The following is a 23,315-nucleotide window of genomic DNA, read 5'->3' as shown; positions in this document are numbered from 1 at the left end:
GAGAAATACTCCAAGTTGGCAGAACGTCGACTGCCATGTGTTCCCTCCCCGAAACGGTACTTCCGACCTCGTGGACTGATTGCGCCACTCTGTGTGGCTGCACACACTTCCTCCCCAGGAGTATGCGCAGGGTTCAGATGACGCCCACTGCTCATGCATCTACCTGCTGGTAGTGTGCACTAGATACCAGCATTGTGGGGGTCGGAGCGTTTGGCAACTTGAGCGCAGAGCAGGAACGATAAGCGGAGGCTTCGAGGGCGCCATTACCGCATGTAAATGGCACTTTTGCACCGACGTTAGCGGTTAGATTTTTTCTTGAGTGGGCATACAGGTTACAGAGTGTCCCATGTCACAAGAACCTGTGCCTTGGTGACGCGAGTGGACATCACCCATACTCGCCAGCGGTGCAGTCGCCTACCAGCTGTGGCAGCCTGGGAGATCTGAACTTCAAGCAGCGCAGGGAAGCGCTCGTTGCCAGAAGCTCGCGCCGCTTTTGTTCCTCGCCATGTCCGTCGCTCGGCCCGGTTCGAGACGATATCGATTGCGTCCGACTGCACTGTCGCGCGCGCCAGCCTGCGGTTCGCGGAGCCGCTACTCTCAACGCTCAGGTGACTTTGGCCACGACGGTAGGCGGTCGGCGTCCCGTGCTTCCATTAGCCCTGGTGCACTCTTGTCTTTGGCGGACAGTTCGAACTCAAGTGAAGAGCCCCCAGATCCGACCGTAGGCCAGTTGATGCCGATGTCAGGATCGAGGGGGTGCACCTCGTGCTCCCGGTCGGGGTTGTAGCCCGTCGAGCACAGGTAGACGACGGTCGAGTTGTCCTCGAGTGCAAGGAAACCGTGGCCGAGGCCTTCGGACAGGAAGATTGCGCGCCGGTCCTTCGTGTCGAGCCGCACCGAATCCCACTGCCCGAAGGTCGGCGACCCCACCCGCAGATCGACGACGACGTCGAGCACCGACCCCGACACGCACGTGACGTACTTCGCCTGTCCGGGAGGGACATCCGCGTAGTGGATGCCGCGCAGCACCCCGGCGGCGGAGACCGAGCAGTTCGCCTGCGCCAACTCCAGGGGACGGCCGGCGGCGTCGGTGAAGGTCTCCTGCTTGAACCATTCGAGGAACACGCCCCGGTCGTCACCGAACTGTCGAGGCGTAATCTCGTACGCGCCTGGAATTGATAGTTCGCGGTAACGCATCGTCATCGCCCTTCTCGGTCGAGGAGTTCTAGGAGGTACTTTCCGTAGCCCGACTTGACCAACGGCTGGGCCAACCTCCGCAATTGGTCGTCTGTAATGAATCCTCGACGCCACGCGACTTCTTCAGGCGCGCCGATCTTCAGTCCCTGCCGGTCCTCGATGGTACGCACGTAGTTGGACGCGTCGAGCAGCGAATCGAAGGTTCCGGTGTCGAGCCATGCAGTTCCTCTCGGCAAAACCTCGACCTGCAGTTTTCCTGCCTCTAAATAGGCGCGGTTAACATCGGTGATTTCGTACTCACCGCGATCGGAGGGAGTCAGATTGCGGGCGATGTCAACCACGTCGTTGTCATAGAAGTAGAGGCCAGGTACCGCATATGGCGACTTGGGTGTCTTGGGCTTTTCTTCTAGAGAGATCGCGCGGCCACGATCATCGAATTCGATCACACCGTATGCGCTTGGATCCGATACACGGTATGCAAAGACAGCACCACCCTCAATTGACTCGAATCGAGCGAGCTGCGAACCGATTCTCGGCCCATAGAAGATGTTGTCACCCAACACAAGCGCTGCTGAGTCGTTGCCAATGTGCTCGGCACCAAGGACGAAAGCCTGTGCAAGCCCGTTTGGTTCGGGTTGAACACGATAGGTCAGGTTGACCCCGAACCTAGATCCGTCTCCAAGAAGGCGCCGGAACTGGTCGGAATCGTGCGGGGTAGTGATGATCAAGATGTCACGAATGCCAGCCAGCATGAGAGTCGACAATGGATAATAGATCATCGGCTTGTCGAACACTGGTACAAGTTGCTTGCTGAGACCAAGAGTGATCGGATGAAGTCTCGATCCGGTCCCCCCGGCGAGAATGATTCCACGCATACACGCAGTCTTTCATTGCGGATTGATACCGGCGAGTTGAGGCAACAGATGGAGGTTGGCAACATGAGAGTGCTTGTGACTGGTGGTGCCGGTTTCATCGGCGCGAACTTCGTCCATCAGACCGTCGCGGAACGACCCGACACGCAGGTCACCGTGCTCGACAAGCTCACCTACGCCGGCAACCGCGCCTCCCTCGACCCGGTCGCCGACACGATCACCTTCGTCGAAGGTGATATCGGCGACACCGACCTCGTCGACCGGCTCGTCGCCGACACCGATCTGGTGGTGCACTTCGCCGCCGAATCCCACAACGACAACTCGCTGGCGAACCCCGCACCGTTCGTGCAGACCAATCTCGTGGGCACCTTCACGCTGCTCGAGGCCGTCCGCAAGTACGACGTGCGTTATCACCACATCTCCACCGACGAGGTCTACGGCGACCTCGCCCTCGACGACCCCGCCCGCTTCACCGAGGCCACCGCCTACAACCCGTCGAGCCCCTATTCGTCGACCAAGGCCGGCTCGGATCTGCTGGTGCGCGCCTGGGTGCGCTCGTTCGGCGTCCGCGCGACCATCTCCAACTGCTCGAACAACTACGGCCCGTATCAGCACGTGGAGAAGTTCATCCCCCGCCAGATCACCAACGTGCTCACCGGTGTGCGCCCCAAGCTCTACGGCACCGGCACCAACGTGCGGGATTGGATCCACGTCGACGACCACAACAGCGCCGTGTGGACGATCATCGAACACGGCCGGCTCGGCGAGACCTATCTGATCGGCGCCGACGGGGAGACCGACAACCGCACCGTCGTCGAAACCGTCCTCGAGCTGTGCGGCAAGGGCCGTGACGAGTTCGATTTCGTCACCGATCGCCCCGGCCACGACCTGCGTTACGCCATCGACGCGACCCGCCTGCGCACCGAACTGGGCTGGGCGCCCCGCTACCGCGACTTCCGTGAGGGCCTGGCCGCGACCATCGACTGGTACCGCGCCAACGAGCAGTGGTGGACGCCACAGAAACGGGCCACCGAGGCCGCCTACAGCCGCACCGAGCGCGTTCTTGAGATCTAATCGATTGGGGTGTATGGAGATTGGGCCGACGTACCTATCGGTTGATGGTTGGCAGCCCCATAGCGAGATACCTCCATCCAGCATCCTCCCACCGCGCTTGCTCCAAACACTGCCGACCATCAAGCACTACGCGTGAACGCACGGTCGTCGCTAATTCGGAAGGATCGAGATCTTTGAACTCGCTCCATTCAGTTAGCACAAGGACGGCGTCCGCCCTCTCGCACGCCTCAAACGAACTCGTAGCATAATTCAGTGTAGGAAAAACCCGACGTGCGTTATCCATTGCCTGCGGGTCGAATATGGAGACGGCAGCCCCCTCGAGTTGAAGTTGCCCGGCTACACTTAGAGCAGGGGAATCACGAACGTCGTCAGACCGAGGTTTGAAAGCGGCACCCAGAACTGCGAGTCGAGCACCGAGCACCGAGCCTCCGCATGCGTGGCGTGCAAGCTCCACCATCTTTGTTCTACGACGCATGTTGATGCTGTCTACTTCGCGAAGGAAGTGAAGGGCTTCACTGGCACCCAGCTCACCTGCACGAGCCATCAAGGCACGGATATCCTTTGGAAGGCACCCGCCACCAAAACCCAATCCGCTGGTCAGGAAACTGCGCCCGATCCGAGGATCCAATCCGAGTATATTTGCCAAATCACTTACGTTCGCACCTGCTGGCTCGCAAATTTCGGAAATTGCGTTGATAAAAGAGATTTTCGTCGCCAGGAACGCGTTGGCCGCGGACTTGGAAAGCTCGGCCGTCGCGAGGTCGGTTATTATTATCGGAACTTCTTCGTCGATCAATTTCTGATAGACCTTACGCAATAAATCTTCGGCACGCCCAGAGAGACCTGACGCAAGCCCGATCACTAGTCGATCGGGCGTCAAAGTATCCTGTACGGCGAATCCTTCCCGTAAGAACTCCGGGTTCCAAGCGATTTCAAGAGCACCGCCGACAGGCGCCAGTTTGCGCGCGCGCTCCGCAATCATTTCAGCCGTACCGACCGGAACCGTTGATTTTCCCACAAGTACAGCAGGTTCGGTAAGCAAGGGCGCCAAGCGGTCGACCACCGACAGAAGTTGTGTGAGGTCTGCCGCGTATTCACCCCGCCTCTGCGGTGTACCTACGGCTATAAAGTGAAGATCTGCAAAACCTACAGCTTCCTCATACGAAGTAGAAAAGGACAGGCGGCCACTGTCGACGTTGCGCTGCAGCATATCTTGCAGCCCCGGTTCGTAGAAGGGAACTTCTCCCACCTCCAACTTGGAGATCTTGCTCGGGTCGACGTCAACACCCATCACCTCGTGCCCAAGTTCGGCCATGCACGCTGCATGCGTTGCGCCGAGATACCCGGTTCCAAAGACTGTACAGCGCATGAGGACTTCGTACCTTTCGCGAGTGATCAGGACGTATACCCTCGCTGACTTCGAGTAAACTTCTCGGAATCAAAAGGAAATCTGTTCCGTCTCACCAAAGAGAGTGAACGCAGCATCGGCGCCTGGGATACGAACAAGCTCGCTCAGGGGACGCAGACCCTGCCGCAACTTTGGCGCGCCCCTCCGGCGCTCCCTCGACAACTTCGCCCTCCCTTCGGCCATATCACGCGATAATGTTCGTGCTTACACAAGCTCATCCCATGTGGACATCTATCGCCGTTTAATTTCGTTCAATCTGCGGAAAATTTCGCAACAGTGTCGAAGTTCTTACGAAATTTCAAGTTAGCGACTGCGCTTATATTCTCCTGAGAGAATCTGATTTTTGAAATCAACACGACCTTTGCAGTTACATGGGAGCCCGAGTCGCGATCACTTGCAATCGGCGCTATCATTCTCCCATCCAGTTGCCCGGCTTCAGAATTGCTCCCTCAACATGACAAATGAGCGAACCCTAGCCTCATCAGGTTTGAAAGGTACTCGATTCGGGAAGCTCAGCTCAGCTGAGTACTCAAAGGAAGGGCTACTCATTGTGGAAAGCGCCTTGAAGGCACCTAAAGGGTTCCGTACTGCGATCGTGCCCGCTGCTGGTATGGGGACCCGTTTCTTGCCTGCGACCAAGACAGTACCTAAGGAATTGCTGCCGGTCGTTGACACTCCAGGCATCGAACTCGTTGCGACAGAAGCGGCCCAATCGGGAGCTCAACGACTTCTCATCGTGACCTCTCCTGGAAAAGACGGCGTCATAGCGCACTTCGTCGACGACTTTGACCTCGAGTCACACCTTCAATCGAAAGGCAAGATCGAACTTCTTGAAAAGGTGCGGCGTGCGCCCAATCTGTTAACAGTGGAGTCGGTGGTCCAGGAGAAACCGCTCGGTTTGGGCCATGCGGTCAGCTGCGCGGAAGCTGCGCTCGAACCGAACGAGGACGCTGTCGCAGTTCTTCTACCGGACGACGTCGTTCATCCGAGCGGCATCCTGCAAACCATGGCTCGCGTGCGTGCCAAGCGTGGTGGAAGCGTGTTATGCGCTATCGACGTTCCGAAGAGTCAGGTGAGTTCGTACGGCGTGTTCGAGGTCGAGGAAGTACCTAATGCCGCGAATCCGGATGTTCTGCGGGTCCGTGGAATGGTAGAGAAGCCGGCACTCGCCGACGCTCCGTCAACGTTGGCCGCCGCGGGCCGATACCTCCTGGACCGCGAGGTCTTCGATGCACTGAGTCGCATCGAGCCCGGTGCCGACGGAGAGCTTCAGCTTACCGACGCAATCGCCCTTCTGATCGAAGAAGGGCATCCGGTTCACGTCGTCGTACATCGAGGCACCCGCCACGATCTAGGGAACCCGGGTGGCTACCTCCGCGCAGCCGTCGATGCGGCACTTGACAGCGAGGAATACGGCGATGGACTCCGGAAGTGGCTTCAAGAGCGGCTGGATCTGGATACCTCAGGCGCCAAACTGAGCGAGATGCGGTCAAGTCCTAACGATGGGACTTAGGTCCTACCTCGATGTGCCGCATGGCACCGGTTCTGGTTTAAACTCTCAAATGTGTTGCCTCCCCGCAACACGCCTCTTCCCCTCTCGGGGAATTGGCGGCAACTGAGACCCGCTGGCTCCTCCCTTTGCCGGCGGGTCTCGCTACGCTTGGCGTTGGCGTAGCTACTTCTGCGATCCGCCCAGTACGTTCTCCGGAACGTAGACAGACTGATACGTCGGTGTCGAATCACGAGCGTGATTCACGGCCACGCCTCCGACAAACAACGCAACTGCTGCCATCAACGCGACGATCGCGGTGATAAGCCACAAATTTGGGCCATTCCTCTCCTTGAACACGACCCGCTTCGAAGCTGGACGACCGGCCGACGATCGCAGCCGGTCCGCACCATCGACCCCCGGCCCGACAGACGCACGGGCGTGGCGACGTAACGTACCGTCATCGACGCGCTGGAACTGGATCGTATCGGCCGTGTGGTCGACCAATGGATGCTCACTCATGGAACCCCAATCGGAGATGCACTGACACTGCATCTTCGCCGCGTCCGATTCTTCCGTTACGTCATTTTCTTGAATCACTCACATCTTCATCCGAACGAGGGACAATCTGCGCCTTCCTGAGACGCGTCGTCCATACCGGAGACCGTTGACGCCCCCTCGGTCCCAATGCCAAGATGATCAACCACACCCGAACGGGTGTGCGAACAATTCAAAACAGATGGCCCGCCGCGACTGGCATCGCGACGGGCCGGATGTCCGACTGTGAAGGAGTCGAACATGCGTCAGCATACTCATGCGCAGGTGACATCGTGAGCATCGAAGCGATCACCTGGGCGCTCGAACGCGCCGACATTCCGTCCCCAACTCCTCCCGGCATGCCATCGGCGCCGGCGTTGACAGTGGTGCTGCTCGGCCTGGCCAATCATGCGTCCCGGCATGGCGCGGATGCGTATCCATCCGTGCGGAAGCTCGCCGGGTACGCCCGCATCAGTGAACGTCAGGTGCAGCGTTGTTTGAAAGCGCTTGTTGCTCTCGGCCTCATTTCCAAAGGCGATCAAGCCCGAATTGCGGCGACAATCCCTCGCGAAGACCGCCGGCCCGTCCTGTACAACCTGTCGATGAAGCGGGGTGACACGTCGTCACCCCGCAGCTCTGAACGAGGTGCCAAGACGAAGCGCCACGGGGTGACAGGAACAACCGAGCGGGGTTGGAGTGTTCCCGCTAAAGTGGCCACTGCAATTAAGCGGCGAGTTCGTATATGTCTCTGAATCCTAGTTCAAACTCGGCTGGTGTCAAATAGCCCAGTGTGGAATGTCGTCGGGCCCTATTGTAGTACTCCTCAATCCAGGTGAATGTGCTCTTTTTGAGTGCTTTTAGAGTGGGCCACGGGCGCGTGTGAATGAGTTCCTTCTTGTAGCTCGCGAAGAATGATTCTGCGACCGCGTTGTCGAAACAAATGCCAGTGCGCCCCAATGATCGTCGGATATTGTTTTTCGTGCAGTACTTATCGAAGTCGGTGGACGTGTATTGAGTTCCGCGATCGCTGTGGAATATGACTTTTCCGGGTGGTCGACGACGAGCGATGGCCATGTCCAGTGCGTCGGTGACCAGCTCGGTTCGCATGTGGTCGGCCACGGCCCATCCGACGACCATCCGGGAGTGCAGATCGATGACGGTGGCCAGGTACGCCCAGCCGTTCCAGGTCCGTACGTAAGTAATATCGCCGCACCATTTGGTGTTCGCCTCGGCCGCCGTGAAGTCGCGGCCGATGAGGTCAGGTGCCCCAACGGGGCTGTCTCCGGCGACGGTGGTGCGTTTCCACGCCTTCGGGTGGCGGCCTTCCAGACCTGCGACCTTCATGAGCCGCCACACCCGCTTGTGCGAGACCCGGTGGCCGCCGGCGGCGAGTTCCGCACGCATGCGCCGAACGCCGGGACGGCCGTTGAGGTGCTCGTAGTGGTACTCGATCAGCGCTGTTAACTCGTCGTCTCGGAGGTCTCGAGCTGAGCGCGACTTGCCGCGCCACTTGTAGTAGCCAGAAGTCGATACGCCGAGTTGAGCACACATGAACGTGACCGGATATGAATCGGATTCAGCCCAGTCCGCGATAGCCGCGAATTTCACCGCGGGTCTTTCGCGAACCAGGTCGCTACTTTTTTTGCGAACTCCACCTCCATCCGGGCGTGCTTCACTTCTTCGCGAAGGCGCTCGAGTTCCGCCCGCTCGTCCTCATTCAACGGGCGGTCAGACTCACCGTTTCCCTCGTCTCGAGTCTTCTTCACCCATTTCCCCAACGTCATCTCGTGAACGCCGATACTGCGTGCAACTTCGGCGATCGCACGGCCATCATCGATGACCAAACTTACCGCGTTGGCCTTGTACTCGGCAGTGAAGCTCCGACGAGTAGATCCCATAATCCGCTCCCTCTATCTTGGGGGAACTCACCGCTCATCTCCGGGTGTCCACCAGAGCGGGAACGGTCCAGGTGACACCCAGGTCACCCGAACCGTCCTTGAACCAACAAATGAACCTGCTGCACTCCCCCACCCGACAAATCGGACCCGCGATGCAACACGCGAGCAGCAGCCCTCTCCCATCGACCGATTGGCCACAGCGTGCCGCCGGGCCGGCCTGTCTGCACGGTTCGACACCCTGACGCCGACGAAGTGCACCCTCGTCGAGCAATCGATCAGCACTCACGGCGTAGATGCTCTTGTCCGCGCCGCGCTCGAACGTCATCGACCGTGGGACCCAGCTCGCTCCGCAGCAGCATGGATCCCGATCTGGCAGTCGCTGCAACCACCCCGCCCGAAACTCCCGCCACGATGCGGTCGATGCGACGAATATGGCTGGTTGCCCGACGACGAACTCGGACGTGCAGTGCGATGCCCATGCCGCCAAGTGGCGTCGCACAGGATTCCCACTTCACCTCAGGAGACGATGCTCTTGGCAGCATGAGCGCACTTGCCGCTGTCGGCAATGCACTGAAGCCGTAATTGCCCTCTTAGCAACACATTCCGAGCCTTGAACGGTAATGCGAGCGATACGACGACGTCGCGAATCAGGCACCGCCGATTCCTTCTCTCGGTACCATGGGCCCGTATTTCGTGGAAACGAGCGGCGGCATGCCGCGGAGGACGTGAGGCAACTGGCACCCGAGGAAATCGAACATCGTCCGATCGCAGTGTGCGTAGTCGGAGCCGGCGCGATCGGGCAGACGGTGATCGACGCTCTGCACGCCGGCTCGGTGCCGGACGTAAGCCTCACGGCCGTGTTGGACTCACGAAGCAGCCCTGAAGAGGTCTCCGCCGCATTCGACACGGCCGACATCGTGGTGGAAGCTGCCACGGTCGACGCCGCTCGGACGCTGCTACCTGAGGTGGTGAAACGCGGGAAGGACATCATCGTCTGTTCGTGTGGCGTCTTCGCCGAGCGCGGCTTCGATGTGGAATCGTTCGGCTCCGGACCAGGACGTGTATTGCTCCCGACGGGCGCGATCGGCGGCTTCGATGTTCTGGCCGCAGCGACACGTGCGGGAACCCGCGGTGCACGCCTGACCCACACCACGATCAAACGACCCGGCGCGCTCGGCATCGAAGAACATCTGGACGCAGAACGCACCGTTTTCAGAGGATCTGCCCGAGAGGCTGCGCTGACCTTTCCGCGAACCTCGAACTCGTCGGTGGCTCTCGCCCTCGCGACGCTCGGACTCGATCGGGTCGAGGTGGTGGTCATTGCCGACCCCGCCGCTGCGAGCACGCGGCACGTCGTCGAGTGGGAGTCGCCGCTCGGCCGGTACAAGTTGACGTTCGAGAACGCGATCGACCCGGCGTCGAGTGGACGCACGTCTGCGATCACTGCTTGGTCGGTGATCGAGGTTCTCGCTGCGCTACCGCTCGGGATCGGCCCCGGCGCGGTCGCGCTCGGACCTCCCCGTAGGTAGTAGCCGACCCGAGAGGTCCCGAACGTTCAACGAGGGAGATTGTCGCTTTCGCGTGTTTGGACCAGAATTTCGGGACGAAAGTCCCCAACGCCTGGGCGGAATCGTAACCACTTCTGTCACATTCGTGTTTCCTGATAGTTGCCCGGGTAGCGGAGGGTGAACGAGTCCTGTACACAGTGTGAAACAACACATTTCACAGGTGAAGGTGTAACTCCCTACCGGGAGTGGCAATTCGGTTTCACCTGACCTACTCGCACCCTGGAGCAGCCTGTGACGACATCATCGCTTTCGGACCGACCGGCACGGGTACTTTTCCTCGGCACTCCCTCAAACGCTGTCGCACTCGACCGGTGGACAGAGTTGCAGGAGCGCCTCGACCTCGCAGGCATCGAGACCACCACCGCTTTCGAAGGCGAAGTGGACTACGCGATCCTCACCGAGGACATCCTCGACGGCTACTGCACCGCCGTCGAAGCTCTCATTCTTCAGAAGCTCCGTGCTCGTGGGATCACATGCGCAAGCACATGCGCCGCCGGCCCCGAGCAGATCCTCGCAGCGCTGGCGGAAACGTCGGCCGACGTTGCTTCTGTCGTGCCGATCTCGACAGCCCGGGGAAGCACTTACCGGCACGCTGTATCCAGCGCAGTCTGAAACTCCAGAACGAGTCGTGCGCGCCAGTGGAGATTCACTGGCGCGCACGACTCGTTGATTTCGGCTCGTTCTACGGCGAGGGCATACCGCCGTTGACGTGGATCGTCGCCCCCACCACGTAGCTCGATTCGGGCGACGCCAAGAACACGTAGGCGGGCGCCAACTCGGTCGGCTGCCCCGCCCGTCCGAGCGGAGTGTTCTGCCCGAACTCGGGCAGCTCTTCCTTCGGCTGACCGTCCGAGGGCTGCAATGGCGTCCAGATCGGTCCGGGCGCAACCGCGTTCACGCGGATGCCCTTCTCCGCCAGCTGGGTCGCCATGTTCTTCGTGAAGTTGTTGATCGCGGCCTTCGTCGACGAGTAGTCGATCAACGCCGGCGACGGCTGGTACGCCACGATCGATGTGGTGTTGATGATCGTCGAACCCGGCTGCAGGTGTTTCAAGGCAGCACGCGTGGTGCGGAACATCGCGAGGATGTTCACCTGGAACGTCTGTTCGAGCTGATCGTCGGGCAGGTCGTCCAATCCCTCGACGGCAATCTGCTTGCCGGCGTTGTTGACCAGGATGTCCAGTCCGCCGAGCTGTTCGACTGCCTGGTCGACGACGTCGGAGCAGAACGAAGCATCCGTCAGATCACCGGGAAGCGTGATGGCCTTACGGCCGCTCTCGCTGATGATGCGAGCGACGTTCTTGGCGTCGGGCTCCTCGTCCGGCAGGTACGAGATCGCGACGTCGGCACCCTCCCGCGCGAAGGCGATGGCCGTGGCGGCACCGATGCCCGAGTCACCACCGGTGATCAGTGCCTTACGTCCTTCGAGCCGGCCCGTGCCTCGATACGAGAACTCGCCGATGTCGGCCTTGGGCACCATGTCGGCATCGAGGCCCGGCTCGGGCTGGTCCTGCTTCGGAGGCGAGATGGACGGGTAGCGAGTGGTCGGATCCTGAAACTTCAGTTGATCGGTCTTAGTGGTGTGTACGTCTTCCTCAGGCATGAAATACCGTCCTGTACATCGGTGGAGTCATCGAACTGTGCAGATCTCGTTGACAGTCGGCTTCCCGCCAGACCCGCCTCGCAAACGCCGCCGGATGCCCGAAGACCGTCGAGGCAGCTATCACCGGCTCAACCGGCGTCCTCCCATCGCGTATCACCGTCTTCGGGAAACGGTGGCGGGACCTCGCGCTGGTCACGAGCCCGAATGATTCGCCCGAAGATCACGGCCACGGCGATCGACACGACAACCCAACCGAGGAGCAAGAACACAATCCACTGCACAAGTTGGACAACGGTCCAACTTCGTGTTTCGTAGCCTGACGAGCCGGATATCACCCGATGAATTCACCCTGCCGCTTGAGGCATAGACCTGCCCCGGACCAGCGGAAGTATGCCCACAGACAACAGAAGCCCCGCCGGAAGGCCATGCGAGTAACCTTCCGGCGGGGTTCGATGTCACCGTGCAGGGGACGGCGACAGCCTGAGACACTACCGTGAAGTTGATCTTGGGGCGAGAATCGCTCGATCGAAGGTCAGTACGCGCCTTCGCTGGCGACGACCGCCTTCACGGTCTTCATGATGATCAGCACGTCGGAGACCATGGACCAGTTCTCCACATACGACAGATCCAGACGCACCGACTCGTCCCACGACAGGTCCGAGCGGCCACTGACCTGCCAGAGGCCCGTGACGCCGGGGCGTACCAGCAGACGACGCTTGACCCGGCCGTCGTAACTCTCCACCTCGCGACGCAGCGGCGGACGCGGACCCACCACGCTCATCTCCCCGCGCACAACGTTGATGAACTGCGGCAGCTCGTCGATGCTGAACCGGCGCAGGACCCGGCCGACACGAGTGACGCGCGGATCCTCTCTCATCTTGAAGAGCAGGCCGGCGCCCTCGTTCTGATCGAGCAGCTTGTCGACCATCTTGTCGGCGTTCTGCACCATCGAGCGGAACTTGATCATTCCGAACGGGGTGCCGTCGATACCGATGCGCTCGGACTTGTAGAAGATCGGGCCGCCGTCCTCGAGCTTGATCAACAGCGCAACGACAGCAAAGACCGGGGCCAGGCACAGCAACGCGGCGAGGGAAAACGCGAGGTCGAACAGACGCTTCCCGCTGCGCTTCGCACCGTGATAGCTCGGCTTCTCCACATGGATCAGTGGCAACCCGGCCACCGGGCGCATCTCGATGCGCGGTCCGGCGACATCGACGACGCCCGTCGCCACCACCAGATCGGCGCGCTCGGGTTCGAGCTGCCACAGCAGGTCGCGGATGCCTTCGTGGCCGAGGGTCTCGGTGGCGGTCACCGCGACGGTGTCAGCACCCGAAGCACGCAACGCTTCGACGACGGTGCTCTCGTCGCCGTGGATCGGGATCTTCCGTCCGTCCACATCGATACTCTCGCCCGGCACACCGGAATACCGCGGCACGCACACACCCACCACGCGATAACCCTCACCACTGCGGCGCTGGAACGTGCCGGCCATATGGCGAACTGCGCGGGCGCCACCCACCACCAGCACCGACGTCGTGAACTCACCCTTCCGGCGCCGACGTGCGACAGCTCGTCGCCAGACCCACCGGGAGAACAGCAGTCCCGCGAGACCCACGGGCAGAGCGATGGCGAGATAGCCGCGCGCAAGCTCCATCCGGAAGATGAGCGCCACGATGGCAACGAGACCGAAAAGATTGAGCGTCGCCGAAACGACGCGCTGATATTCCTCGAAGCCGGCGCCGATGACCCGCCTCGAGCGGGTACGGAACAGGGAAAGAAATGCGATCCACGCCGCGCCGAACGCAACGGAGATCAGCGTGTAACTCAGCGTTCCGACGCCGTCCATGGTGACGAGCGAATCCTGTCCGAACCGCATCACATGCGCGAGCGTGACAGCCAGCACGACGACCAGAGCGTCGGTGACGAACAGAGTGTTGACGTAGGACTTCTGCCATCCCCATCTGGTGGACATCCGAGCACCGGCCGGAGCGCCGGTACTGGTGTCGATAAGCGAAAGGTCATGTGCAGCATCGTCGTTCGTGTGACGAACTGTGGTCATGACGGAAGAACCCTCATAGTGTGTCTCCTCCCCGAGACGCTTCGACGCTCGAGCACCTCCCTGCACTCGGACGTCGACAACCCCGTATATCGATGCCGCGTCCTCCGTAGCGACTCCGATACGTTATGCGATTGAGATCGTCTCACAGAAGTGTCGCTCGCGCGCGTCAACAAAAGAGAAGTTATCGGGAAACTCGTCCGTCGGTAGCGTGCCCGGGGTCGAGATCGAGGCGCCTGAGCGTCTGCGCGTTGAGCGCGACGACGATCGTCGACGCCGACATCAGCACCGCGGCGAGGGCCGGCGAGATCGCGACACCGGCGAAGGCCAGCACACCGGCCGCCAACGGAACGGCGACGACGTTGTATCCGGTTGCCCACAGCAGGTTCTGCCACATCTTGCGGTAACTCGCGTGCGAGAGCTTGATGATCGACAGCACTGCTCGCGGATCGTTCGCGGCGAGGACGACACCGGCCGACTCGATCGCGACGTCCGTGCCCGCTCCGATCGCGATACCGACGTCGGCTCGCGCGAGGGCAGGCGCGTCGTTGACCCCGTCGCCGACCATTGCGACGGTGTGCCCGCGCTTCTGCAATTCGGCGACCTTCGCGTCCTTGTGTTCCGGGAGCACTTCCGCGAACACTTCGTCGATGCCGAGATCGGCGGCCACGGCGTCGGCCACCTGCTGGGCATCACCGGTGATCATCGCGACCTTCACGCCCCGCGCATGCAGGGCGTCGACGGCCTGCCGCGATTCGTCGCGCACGGTGTCCTCGAGCGCCACGGCTCCGAGCACCCGACCGTCGGAGGCAACGTGCAGCACCGATGCACCGCGTCGTACCCATCCGTCGGTTACTGCGGCGACGTCGTCGGGCACCGACAACTGCAGGGACGACAGCATGGACGGTCCGCCGATCGTCACCTCCACACCGTCGACCAGTCCGCGCACGCCGCGGCCGGGCAACGAGCGGAAGTCCGTCACCGCCATCCGCTCGGCCGACGGGACGCGGGCATCGGCGGCAGCCACGATGGCTCGCGCGACCGGGTGCTCACTGTCGGCTTCGACCGCAGCTGCCAGGGCGAGTAGGTGTTCCTCGTCGATTCCCGCCGTCGCGACGACACCGGTGACCTGATGCTTGCCCTGCGTGAGGGTGCCGGTCTTGTCGAACAGCACTGCGTCGACGGTGCGCATGCGTTCGAGTGCCAACCGATCCTTGACGAGCACACCCGCGCGAGCCGCGCGTTCGGTCGAGATTGCGATCACCAGCGGAATCGCCAGACCCAGCGCATGGGGACAGGCGATCACCAGGACGGTCACGGTACGCACCACGGCTTCGTCGAGATTGCCGAGCAACGTCCACACGACAAAGGTGAGAGCACCCGCGATTGCGGCGAAATAGAAGAGGAAGGCCGCGGCGCGATCCGCCAGCGCTTGCGCGCGGGACGAGGACGCCTGGGCATCGGCGACCATGCGCTGAATGCCGGCCAACGCGGTGTCCTCTCCCACCGCCGTGATCCGCACCCGGAGCGCGCTGTCGGTGGCGACGGTGCCCGCGACCACCGTGTCGCCGACGTCGCGGGTGACGGTCTTGGATTCACCGGTGACCATCGACTCGTCGACCTCGGCGGTCCCGTCGATGACGGTGCCGTCGGCGGGCACGCGCGCTCCGGCACGCACGAGCACCACATCGTCGAGGGACACTTCGTGCAACGGCACCTCGACGACACCATCGTCGGTGACCTTCTCTGCGGTGTCCGGCAACATCGCGGCCAGTGCTTCGAGTGCACCGGACGCCGAACCCAGCGCCCGCATCTCGAGCCAGTGACCGAGCAGCATGATGACGATCAGCAGCGCCAGTTCCCACCAGAAGTCCAGGTCGAAACCGCCGACCTCGAGAGTCGTGGCCCACGACGCGACGAAGGCCACCGTGATGGCCATCGCGATCAGCAGCATCATCCCCGGTTGGCGGGAACGCAGTTCGGCCCAGCCTCCGGTCAGGAACGGCACGCCGCCATAGAAGAAGATGACGGTGCCCAGCACCGGTGGGATCCACTCGGTACCCGGAACATCCGGGAGGTGGTAGCCGAAGAGCTCGGCAACCATGTGGCTGAAGACCACGACCGGCACCGACAGGATCAGACTGACCCAGAACCGTCGCCGGAACATCTCGCCGTGGGCGCCGTGTCCCGCGTGACGATCGTGACCGGCGTGCTCGTGCTCGTGCGTGTGTTCGTGCACCTGCTGGGACATCGACAGCTCCTGACTCGGCCGACGGGACGAACCTACGACGCGGATCGGCTACAGAGTGGTCAACAACTGACGCATCGTGTCGATTTCCTTCTGCTGCGTGTCGGCGATGGTGCGGGCCAGCTCGACGGTCTCGGGATACTGCCCGTCCTCGATCTCGTCCTGCGCCATCTCGATCGCTCCCTCATGGTGGACGATCATCTGCTCCAGGAACAGGCGGGCAGCGTCGACGCCCTGCGCGTCGGACAGTGCCTGCATGTCCTGCTCGCTCATCATCCCGTCCATGTGCGGCATGTCGTCCATACCCGGCATGTCCGAGACAGGTGGCATGCCGGACATGTGGCCGTTCATTCCAGGAGCGTCGTCCCCGTGCATGGACATGCCCCATTCCTCGAGCCATGCCTCGAACTGCTCGATCTCGGGTTGTTGCTCTGCCTTGATCTGCTCGGCCAGCGCCCTCACCGGCTCCGGGATGCCGTCCTTTGCCAGCAGCATGTCGCTCATCTCGATGGCCTGCGCATGGTGCGGGATCATCATGCGCGAGAACATCACATCGTCCTGGTCGAACCGCGCGGAGTTCGCCTCGGCGGATGTCGGGACCGAAGTGGCGGTCGCCGTGGTTGCTTCGTCGCCACCGGAATCACTGCACGCCGACGCTGCGAACGTCACCGCCAGCGCGATCGCACCGGCAGCCAGAGTCTTCTTGTTCATGATGTCCACCCTCGCGGGTGTGCTCCCGGGATCCGATGGAGATCGCATGAAGATTTGCTCAAGATCTGCGGGCGCATCGTCAGCACCTCTGCGGGTGACGATGATGGATCCCATGCCTTCTTCTGCCCGTGTGACGGGACCTTCCGGCGGATCCGCACCCGTCCCGAGCTCGACCGCCCGGATGCGAGCCATGGTCGTCGAGGACGAGGGGTCGTTGGCGAAGCTGGTGGGTTCGTATCTCGAACGCGACGGCTTCGACGTGACGGTCACCGGCGACGGATCCGAGGCCGTGACCCTCGCGCGGCAGGTCGACCCCGACATCCTGGTGCTCGACCTCGGTCTACCCGGACTCGACGGTGTCGAGGTGTGCCGGCAGCTGCGAACCTTCTCCGACGCGTACGTCGTGATGCTCACCGCGCGCACCGAGGAAGTCGACACCCTGATCGGTCTGTCCGTCGGGGCAGACGACTACCTGACGAAGCCGTTCAGCCCGCGCGAACTCATGGCCCGCATCCAAGCGATGCTGCGTCGTCCCCGGACCACCGCGCGGGTCGTAGCGTCCGCGAGGCGGGAGGCGCGGACGTTCGGGGAGCTGTCCCTCGACGTCGACGGACGGGAGGTCGCCGTGCGCGGCACGCCGGTCGCACTTACCCGCACCGAGTTCGACGTCCTCGCTGCCCTGGCGCAGGACCCGGGAGTCGTGTTCACCCGTGCTCAGCTCATCGCGGCCGTCTGGGGGCAGAACTGGGTGGGCGACGAACACCTCGTGGACGTGCACATCGGCCATCTGCGCCGCAAACTCGGCGACGACGCGAACCAGGGACGTTTCGTGCGCACCGTCCGCGGCGTCGGCTACCGGATGGGAACAGGGCGATGACGTCCCACTCCCCCAGCGCGACGAGTTTCGGCACCCGCCTGTTCCTCGCGCTCGTCGCCGTCGTCGTCGGATGTGCCGTCAGCGCATGGCTGGTCGCGTCCGCTCTCGCCCCCGGGATCTTCCACGACCATCTCGGACAGGCGGGCATCGATCACGATTCGAGCCAGGCCGCCCACGTCGAAGAAGCCTTCACCTGGGCCATCGTCCTCGCGTGGGGTCTGGCGGTCGCGATCGCAGTGCTGTTGGCCTCGGCGGTCAGTTGGTACATCGCGCGTCGTATCCAGCGTTCGCTCGACACGGTGACCACCTCCACCGCGCAGATCGCCGGAGGTCGCTACGACACCCGCGTCCCCAGCCCCGACCTCGGCCACGAATTCGACGAACTGGCAACCAGTTTCAACGAGCTGGCACGACGCCTCGAAGCCACCGAAACCACAAGGCGCAGAATGCTTGCCGACCTCGGGCACGAAATGCGCACACCCATCGCCACACTCGACTCCTATCTGGAAGCACTCGAGGACGGCGTCCGCACTCTCGACGACGACACCCGGCAGATTCTGCGAGCCGCCACCCACCGGCTGAACCGCCTGGCACAGGACATCACCGCGGTCTCCCGGGCGGAAGAGCACCTCACCCGCATCCATCGGGTGCCCACTACCACCGGCACCCTCGTCGCCACGGCGGTCGACGCGGTGCGCGAGCAGTACGACGGCAAAGGCGTGACGTTGCAGGCCGAGGTCGTCGAATCTGCGCCGGTGACGGTCGATCCCGACCGGCTCGGACAGGTGCTGGCGAACCTGCTGGACAACGCCCTACGGCACACACCGGCAGGAGGAAACGTCACCGTCGCCACTCGCATCCTGGGCCGCGGCCGAACGGAGATCACCGTGACCGACACGGGCGCCGGCATCGCGCCCGATCACCTCGACCACCTCTTCGACCGGTTCTACCGCGCGGACACCGCCCGCGACCGGAATCACGGCGGCAGCGGCATCGGCCTGACGATCGCGCGGGCACTCGTCGAAGCCCACGATGGTCGCATCCACGCGCACAGTGAGGGACCGGGCTGCGGAGCCCGGTTCACTCTGGAACTGCCGACGGCGAGTCAGGCGTAATTGGACAGGACGAACTCGGTCAGCCCCTTCCGGACCGCTTCGACCGCATGCTTCTGCCCGCGCTTCAGCACGAAGCCGGGAACCGGAACCTTCGGTTCGAGCGACATGGTGACGTGCACCCGGGTGCCGCGCGTAATCTGTTCGAGGGCGTACTCCCCGTCCTGGCTGCGCTGCATCCCACTCTCGACAAGCGTCCACGACGTCGAACTCTCCGTCCACGAATGCTCGATCGTCTGGGTGTCGGAGAAGCCGAGCAGCGACAGGGTCATGCGGATCCGGAGCGGCCGGCCGTCGTCGTCCCGGGTGAGCACCTCGACGCTCTTGTGGGCCGACGACCACTCGGGGATGCGCTCGACATCCTCGAGGGCGCGCATCACCTGCTCGGGTGTGGCGTCGATGTCGAAACGGTCGGAGACGCTGGCCGCCATGTCGGATCCTCCTCGTCGGAAACGCGGTACATCGACCAGATGACCCCGGATACCGCACGGCGAAACCCCACCGGCGGTGCCGGCGGGGTTCGGTCCGTGCTGTCGATCAGCTGTCGACGCGCACCTCATCGCCGGTGATGAGGAAGGTCATCAGGTCGGTGCCGACGGTCAGCGGGCCGTCGTAGTTCTCGCGGGTGCGTTCGACGAGCATCTCATCGGAGATGCCGGGGACGCGGCCGGGGATGCCGTTGACGATGTGGCTGTAGACCGCCATCTTCGGCTGGGTCTGCTCGAAGATGTCGCCTGCCTGCTGCGGGTTCGTGTGATGCGCGTACACGCTGGGGAGCGCCGACGGATCCTCGAAGTCGGCGACCTCGTGCACCAGCACGTCGACGCCTTCACCGAACTTCAGGACGTTCTCGGTGGGAACGGTGTCGCCGCTGAGGAGCACCGACTTGCCCGCATAGTCGACGCGATAGCCGACCGCCGGCTGGATCGCACCGACCGGATCGTGCTCCACGGTGAACATCGTGACGGTGACGCCGTCCTGGTCGAAGACGACGCCGTCTTCTGCGAACTCGTGCGATTCGATCGGCGTGGTCGCGGGATCGACTTCCTTGTCCGCGACGCGCACGTCGATGTCGTTGCGGTAGGTGCTCTGCATTCCGTCGCCGATGTTCCGGACGCCGACGGGTCCGTAGAGCTGGAAGGCGCCCTCGCGCCCACCGAGTGCCGGGACGTAGCTGCTCATCCAGAGGTCGGACAGACCGTTGATGTGGTCGGAATGGAAGTGGGTGAGGAAGACGGCATCGACCTGACCGACCGGAACGCCGGCCTGCGTCAGGCGCACCGTGGCTCCGCGTCCCGCATCGAAGACGAGGTTCAGGCCGTTGGCCTGGACCAGCGTGGACATGCCGTAACGCTCGGTGCTCGGCACCGGGCTGCCCGTGCCGAGCAGCGTCACGCGCATTTCGCCCTCGGCAGGGGCGTCGGCCGCGGGGTGGGCGGAGTCCGAGGCAGAGCCGTCCGACGCCGCCGTTTCCTGCACAGTCTCCTGAGCAGCGGATTCTCCGGTGCTGCAGCCTGCGAGGACGAGCGCAAGCACACCCGACCCCACTATTGCCGCAGTGCGGAGTCGGCCGAATTCGAATGAGCGTCGTGACACCGGAGGTTCCTTCCGAAGGAATCGAAATTCGTACGCACTGCGTACGTCACGAACGCTGTGCGTACATACTGTGCGGGTCATCACAGCGGAAAGTCAAATCACGGTTGGGTGTCGGAGATCGAGAACGGCCCCGGAGTCGAAACCCCGAGGCCGTTCTTTTTCGAGCTTGTGTCAGTAGGCACCGTCGCTGGCGAGCACGGCTTTGACGGTCTTGCCGATGATCAGCACATCACTCACCATCGACCAGTTCTCCACATACGACAGGTCCAGTCGCACGGACTCGTCCCAGGACAGATCCGAGCGGCCCGAGACCTGCCACAGACCCGTCACGCCCGGGCGCACCAGCAGCCGGCGCTTGACCCGACCGTCGTAGGCTTCGACCTCACGCCGCAACGGCGGACGCGGACCCACCACACTCATCTCCCCGCGAATAACGTTGAGGAACTGCGGCAACTCGTCGATGCTGAACCGCCGCATCACCTTGCCGATACGGGTGACCCGCGGGTCGTTCTTCATCTTGAACAGCGGGCCGGCGCCCTCGTTCTGCGCCAGCAAGGTGTCGACCATCTTGTCGGCATTGGTCACCATCGACCGGAACTTGATCATCCCGAACGGCGTGCCGTCGATACCGATGCGCTCCGCCTTGTAGAAGACCGGACCCCGATCCTCGAGCTTGATCAGCAGCGCGACGACCGCGAACACCGGAGCCAGGGCCACCAGCGCCGCACCGGCGAAGACGAGATCGAAGATCCGCTTCCCCGAGCGCTTCGCCCCGTGATAGCTGGGCTTTTCCACGTGGATCAGCGGCAGACCGGCCACCGGACGCATCTCGATACGCGGACCGGCCACATCCACCACACCCGTGGCGACCACCAGGTCGGTGTCGAGCGGCTCGAGCTGCCAGACCAGATCGTGCAACCCCTCGCTGCCCAAGGTTTCGGTGGCAGTGACCACCACCGTGTCCGCCCCCGACAGCTCGAGCGCTTCGACGACGGAGTGTTCGTCGCCGTAGACGGTGATCTCCCGGCCGTCGACATCGATCACGTCACCGGGCGCACCCGAATAGCGGGGCACGCAGACACCGACAACGCAATAGCCTTCCCCGTCCTGACGGGAGAAGGTGCGGGTCATGTGCCGCACCGCCCGGGCACCGCCCACAACGAGTACCGACGTCTGGAAGTCGCCCCGAGCACGCTTGCGCGCGATCACCTTCCGCCACACCCACCGAGTGAGCAGCAAGCCGGCGAGGCCGACCGGCAACGCAATGGCAAGGAATCCGCGCGCGATCTGCTCGTTGGTGATGAGCGCGATGATGGCGATGGCGCCGAACACGGCGAGCGTCGCCGAAATGACCCGCTGATACTCGTCGTAGCCGGCACCGATCACGCGACGCGACCGCGTACGGAAGACGCTCAGCGCGCCCAGCCAGGCCACGATGAGGACGGCAGATACCACCGTGTAATCGAGCTGACCGCCACCTCCGGCGCGGAGTAGATCCTCGTAGCCGAAGCGGACGGTCTGCGCCAGGATCACGGAGAGGACCACGGTGATCGCGTCCGTGAGGCACAGCCTCTTCACGTACACGTTCTGCCACTTCCACCGGTTGACACCGGTGCCGGGCGACGCGTCCGCGGGCGCACGGTCAGGTGCGCGCCGCGGAGCGTCGGACGGGTCGAGCCCTCGATCATCGACCGTCGTCATCCCGCAGTCCTCCCCATGAATGTGTCTCCTCCCCGAGACAAAACTATTTCCCGACGAATCCGGCCCCGGCGCTGGAACCGGACTCGAGCGAGCGTTACCCGAACTATCCCTGAGAAATAACTGAGCGTTACGTGTGAATCGAAGTCTTGTCGCAGATCAGCCGGGAAATCCAGACCCTGTTCGGTAGCCGGTCATGGGATCGTGTCGTGTGTTCGGTTGAATCCCTTGGTCTTCGAGTGCATCTACCTGGGCGTAGTCCGAACGGTGGGAATACGGTAAGTGATGATAATCACGTTTATGTGACGTTCTTTCCAACCCGGGACCCGATCGATTTCCCGAGATCGAAGAAGGCCGGGCGCCGAATAGTGTTACTTCGAGTTTCCGAAACATCAAGCGCCCCCTGCCGGGTGGTGAGGACACCACGCGGCCCGCGCAACCCGACCGCCATGCCGATAGCCGGAGATGTGGTCGGGATAGGCTTCGGTATCGCTAGCGAGAGCCCCGAGGAGAACTGTTGAGCACCCTCCAGACCCTTGATCGCGGTCTACGCGCGCTGGACATCGTGTCGCAGCGACCAGGGGGAATCTCGATCGCGGAACTCTCGGCCGAGCTGGAGGTCGCTCGGGCCATCGGCTATCGAATCGTCGCGACTCTCGAAGCACACTCGCTCGTAGCCCGAATGCACGACGGCCGGATCAGATTGGCGGTGGGAGCCGCACTACTCGGTTCGCGCTTCCGTCCCCGCTTGCGCGAGGTGACGCAACCGCTCCTGCGAGACCTGGCTCAGCAGACATCGGCCACTGCTTTCCTGTCGACCCTCGAGGGCGACGAGTGCGTAGTGATCGCGGTGGCCGAACCCGATTCGGGCATCCTCCGAGTGGGCTACCGAGTCGGCACCAGACATCCCGTGTCCAAGGGCGCGGCTGGTATCGCCATCCTTGCCGGTCGCCCCGCATCGGAGTCCGACACCGACGCGATCCGACGCGCACGCAAGGACGGCTTCAGCATCACCGCCGGCGAACTCGAACACGGCGCTGTCGGCGTGGCAGCCGGCGTGCGCTCTCCCGTCGACCATGAGGGCATGGGATTCGAGGCGAGCGTCGGCGTCGTCGCGATCGAAGGTCTCGATACCGACACTGCGGCAACCGCCGTTGTGGCGACCGCCGCACGGATCAACAGCCTGCTCGATACCTGACCAGTACAGCCGCGCTCGAGGACGCCCGCTGAGGGCGTCCTTTTTTTGCCCTCAGCACAGAGATCCAACCCCGGCATTGACGCCGAGTGTGACCACCGTTACCGTCTGAATGTGCGTTCAACGAACACATGTGTTCATTAAAAGTAAATTCGCAGTTCGCAGATGGAGAGCAT

General features: G+C 62.7%; 21 protein-coding genes. 8 read left to right on the top strand and 13 right to left on the bottom strand.

Going from position 1 to position 23,315, the window contains the following annotated elements; all coding sequences use genetic code 11:
* Positions 1-597: 597 nt before the first annotated feature.
* Both rfbC and rfbA read right to left on the bottom strand, forming a co-directional pair.
* A complete protein-coding gene (rfbC, locus tag M3330_RS15840; RefSeq protein ID WP_024101946.1) occupies positions 598-1,197 on the bottom strand; it encodes a dTDP-4-dehydrorhamnose 3,5-epimerase in 600 nt (199 codons plus the stop codon).
* A 2-nt stretch (positions 1,198-1,199) separates the two neighbouring features.
* Positions 1,200-2,072, bottom strand: a complete 873-nt coding sequence (gene rfbA, locus M3330_RS15835) for a glucose-1-phosphate thymidylyltransferase RfbA (protein ID WP_024101947.1) — start codon at positions 2,070-2,072, stop codon at positions 1,200-1,202.
* Between the two features lie 63 nt (positions 2,073-2,135).
* Between rfbA and rfbB the strand changes: the two genes are divergently transcribed.
* Positions 2,136-3,143: a dTDP-glucose 4,6-dehydratase gene (gene rfbB, locus M3330_RS15830; protein ID WP_024101948.1), complete on the top strand. Its 1,008-nt coding sequence runs from the start codon at positions 2,136-2,138 to the stop codon at positions 3,141-3,143.
* A 34-nt stretch (positions 3,144-3,177) separates the two neighbouring features.
* Here rfbB and M3330_RS15825 read toward each other — a convergent pair whose 3' ends face one another.
* The gene (locus M3330_RS15825; protein WP_080678495.1) at positions 3,178-4,512 is read right to left on the bottom strand and encodes a UDP-glucose/GDP-mannose dehydrogenase family protein; all 1,335 of its coding nucleotides are present in this window, start codon (positions 4,510-4,512) and stop codon (positions 3,178-3,180) included.
* A gap of 586 nt (positions 4,513-5,098) precedes the next feature.
* Here M3330_RS15825 and M3330_RS15820 point away from each other — a divergent pair.
* Complete coding sequence (locus M3330_RS15820; protein ID WP_080678590.1) at positions 5,099-6,064, top strand: UTP--glucose-1-phosphate uridylyltransferase; 966 nt, start codon at positions 5,099-5,101, stop codon at positions 6,062-6,064.
* A 162-nt stretch (positions 6,065-6,226) separates the two neighbouring features.
* Here the strand turns inward: M3330_RS15820 and M3330_RS15815 are convergent, their stop codons facing one another.
* On the bottom strand, positions 6,227-6,640 hold the full coding sequence (locus M3330_RS15815; RefSeq protein WP_255025397.1) for a hypothetical protein: 414 nt from the start codon (positions 6,638-6,640) through the stop codon (positions 6,227-6,229).
* A gap of 230 nt (positions 6,641-6,870) precedes the next feature.
* Here M3330_RS15815 and M3330_RS15810 point away from each other — a divergent pair, with 230 nt between their 5' ends.
* On the top strand, positions 6,871-7,329 hold the full coding sequence (locus tag M3330_RS15810; protein WP_255025396.1) for a helix-turn-helix domain-containing protein: 459 nt from the start codon (positions 6,871-6,873) through the stop codon (positions 7,327-7,329).
* Here the strand turns inward: M3330_RS15810 and M3330_RS15805 are convergent.
* Both M3330_RS15805 and M3330_RS15800 read right to left on the bottom strand, forming a co-directional pair.
* The gene (locus M3330_RS15805) at positions 7,301-8,185 is read right to left on the bottom strand and encodes an IS3 family transposase (protein ID WP_204650704.1); all 885 of its coding nucleotides are present in this window, start codon (positions 8,183-8,185) and stop codon (positions 7,301-7,303) included. The two genes, M3330_RS15810 and M3330_RS15805, sit on opposite strands and share 29 nt — an antisense overlap.
* A complete protein-coding gene (locus M3330_RS15800) occupies positions 8,182-8,475 on the bottom strand; it encodes a transposase (RefSeq protein ID WP_006898371.1) in 294 nt (97 codons plus the stop codon). Before M3330_RS15800 ends, M3330_RS15805 begins: the two co-directional genes overlap by 4 nt.
* A gap of 725 nt (positions 8,476-9,200) precedes the next feature.
* On the opposite strand from M3330_RS15800, the gene M3330_RS15795 reads away from it, so the two are divergent.
* Both M3330_RS15795 and M3330_RS15790 read left to right on the top strand, forming a co-directional pair.
* Entirely contained in the window at positions 9,201-10,004 is an 804-nt protein-coding gene (locus tag M3330_RS15795; protein ID WP_242411658.1) for an aspartate dehydrogenase domain-containing protein, read from the top strand.
* 270 nt (positions 10,005-10,274) lie between these two features.
* Positions 10,275-10,655: a hypothetical protein gene (locus M3330_RS15790; RefSeq protein WP_024101951.1), complete on the top strand. Its 381-nt coding sequence runs from the start codon at positions 10,275-10,277 to the stop codon at positions 10,653-10,655.
* Between the two features lie 70 nt (positions 10,656-10,725).
* Here M3330_RS15790 and M3330_RS15785 read toward each other — a convergent pair whose 3' ends face one another.
* The 4 genes from M3330_RS15785 to M3330_RS15770 all read right to left on the bottom strand — a co-directional run bounded on the left by M3330_RS15785 (position 10,726) and on the right by M3330_RS15770 (position 16,661).
* The gene (locus M3330_RS15785) at positions 10,726-11,646 is read right to left on the bottom strand and encodes an SDR family oxidoreductase (protein ID WP_024101952.1); all 921 of its coding nucleotides are present in this window, start codon (positions 11,644-11,646) and stop codon (positions 10,726-10,728) included.
* 532 nt (positions 11,647-12,178) lie between these two features.
* Positions 12,179-13,618, bottom strand: a complete 1,440-nt coding sequence (locus M3330_RS15780) for a sugar transferase (protein ID WP_024101954.1) — start codon at positions 13,616-13,618, stop codon at positions 12,179-12,181.
* A 268-nt stretch (positions 13,619-13,886) separates the two neighbouring features.
* Positions 13,887-15,953 (bottom strand): heavy metal translocating P-type ATPase, encoded by a 2,067-nt coding sequence (locus tag M3330_RS15775; protein WP_024101955.1) that lies wholly within the window; start codon positions 15,951-15,953, stop codon positions 13,887-13,889.
* 48 nt (positions 15,954-16,001) lie between these two features.
* Positions 16,002-16,661, bottom strand: coding sequence for a DUF305 domain-containing protein (locus tag M3330_RS15770; protein ID WP_024101956.1), 660 nt, complete (start codon positions 16,659-16,661; stop codon positions 16,002-16,004).
* A gap of 190 nt (positions 16,662-16,851) precedes the next feature.
* On the opposite strand from M3330_RS15770, the gene M3330_RS15765 reads away from it, so the two are divergent.
* Together M3330_RS15765 and M3330_RS15760 are read left to right on the top strand one after the other, a co-directional pair.
* Positions 16,852-17,538 (top strand): response regulator transcription factor, encoded by a 687-nt coding sequence (locus M3330_RS15765; protein ID WP_024101957.1) that lies wholly within the window; start codon positions 16,852-16,854, stop codon positions 17,536-17,538.
* A complete protein-coding gene (locus M3330_RS15760; RefSeq protein ID WP_024101958.1) occupies positions 17,535-18,653 on the top strand; it encodes a cell wall metabolism sensor histidine kinase WalK in 1,119 nt (372 codons plus the stop codon). The genes M3330_RS15765 and M3330_RS15760 overlap by 4 nt, the downstream gene beginning before the upstream one ends.
* On the opposite strand, the gene M3330_RS15755 is transcribed toward M3330_RS15760, so the two are convergent.
* From M3330_RS15755 to M3330_RS15745, 3 genes are all read right to left on the bottom strand, one after another.
* Entirely contained in the window at positions 18,644-19,081 is a 438-nt protein-coding gene (locus tag M3330_RS15755) for an SRPBCC family protein (RefSeq protein ID WP_024101959.1), read from the bottom strand. The two genes, M3330_RS15760 and M3330_RS15755, sit on opposite strands and share 10 nt — an antisense overlap.
* 106 nt (positions 19,082-19,187) lie before the next feature.
* On the bottom strand, positions 19,188-20,246 hold the full coding sequence (locus M3330_RS15750) for an MBL fold metallo-hydrolase (RefSeq protein ID WP_255025386.1): 1,059 nt from the start codon (positions 20,244-20,246) through the stop codon (positions 19,188-19,190).
* 171 nt (positions 20,247-20,417) lie between these two features.
* Positions 20,418-21,947: a sugar transferase gene (locus tag M3330_RS15745; protein WP_024101961.1), complete on the bottom strand. Its 1,530-nt coding sequence runs from the start codon at positions 21,945-21,947 to the stop codon at positions 20,418-20,420.
* Between the two features lie 514 nt (positions 21,948-22,461).
* Here M3330_RS15745 and M3330_RS15740 point away from each other — a divergent pair.
* Positions 22,462-23,142, top strand: coding sequence for an IclR family transcriptional regulator (locus M3330_RS15740; protein ID WP_024101962.1), 681 nt, complete (start codon positions 22,462-22,464; stop codon positions 23,140-23,142).
* Positions 23,143-23,315: the final 173 nt, after the last annotated feature.

This window comes from Rhodococcus sp. GA1, from assembly GCF_024321955.1.
Lineage (GTDB): Bacteria > Actinomycetota > Actinomycetes > Mycobacteriales > Mycobacteriaceae > Rhodococcus > Rhodococcus pyridinivorans.
This window is presented reverse-complemented; position numbering and strand designations above follow the sequence as displayed.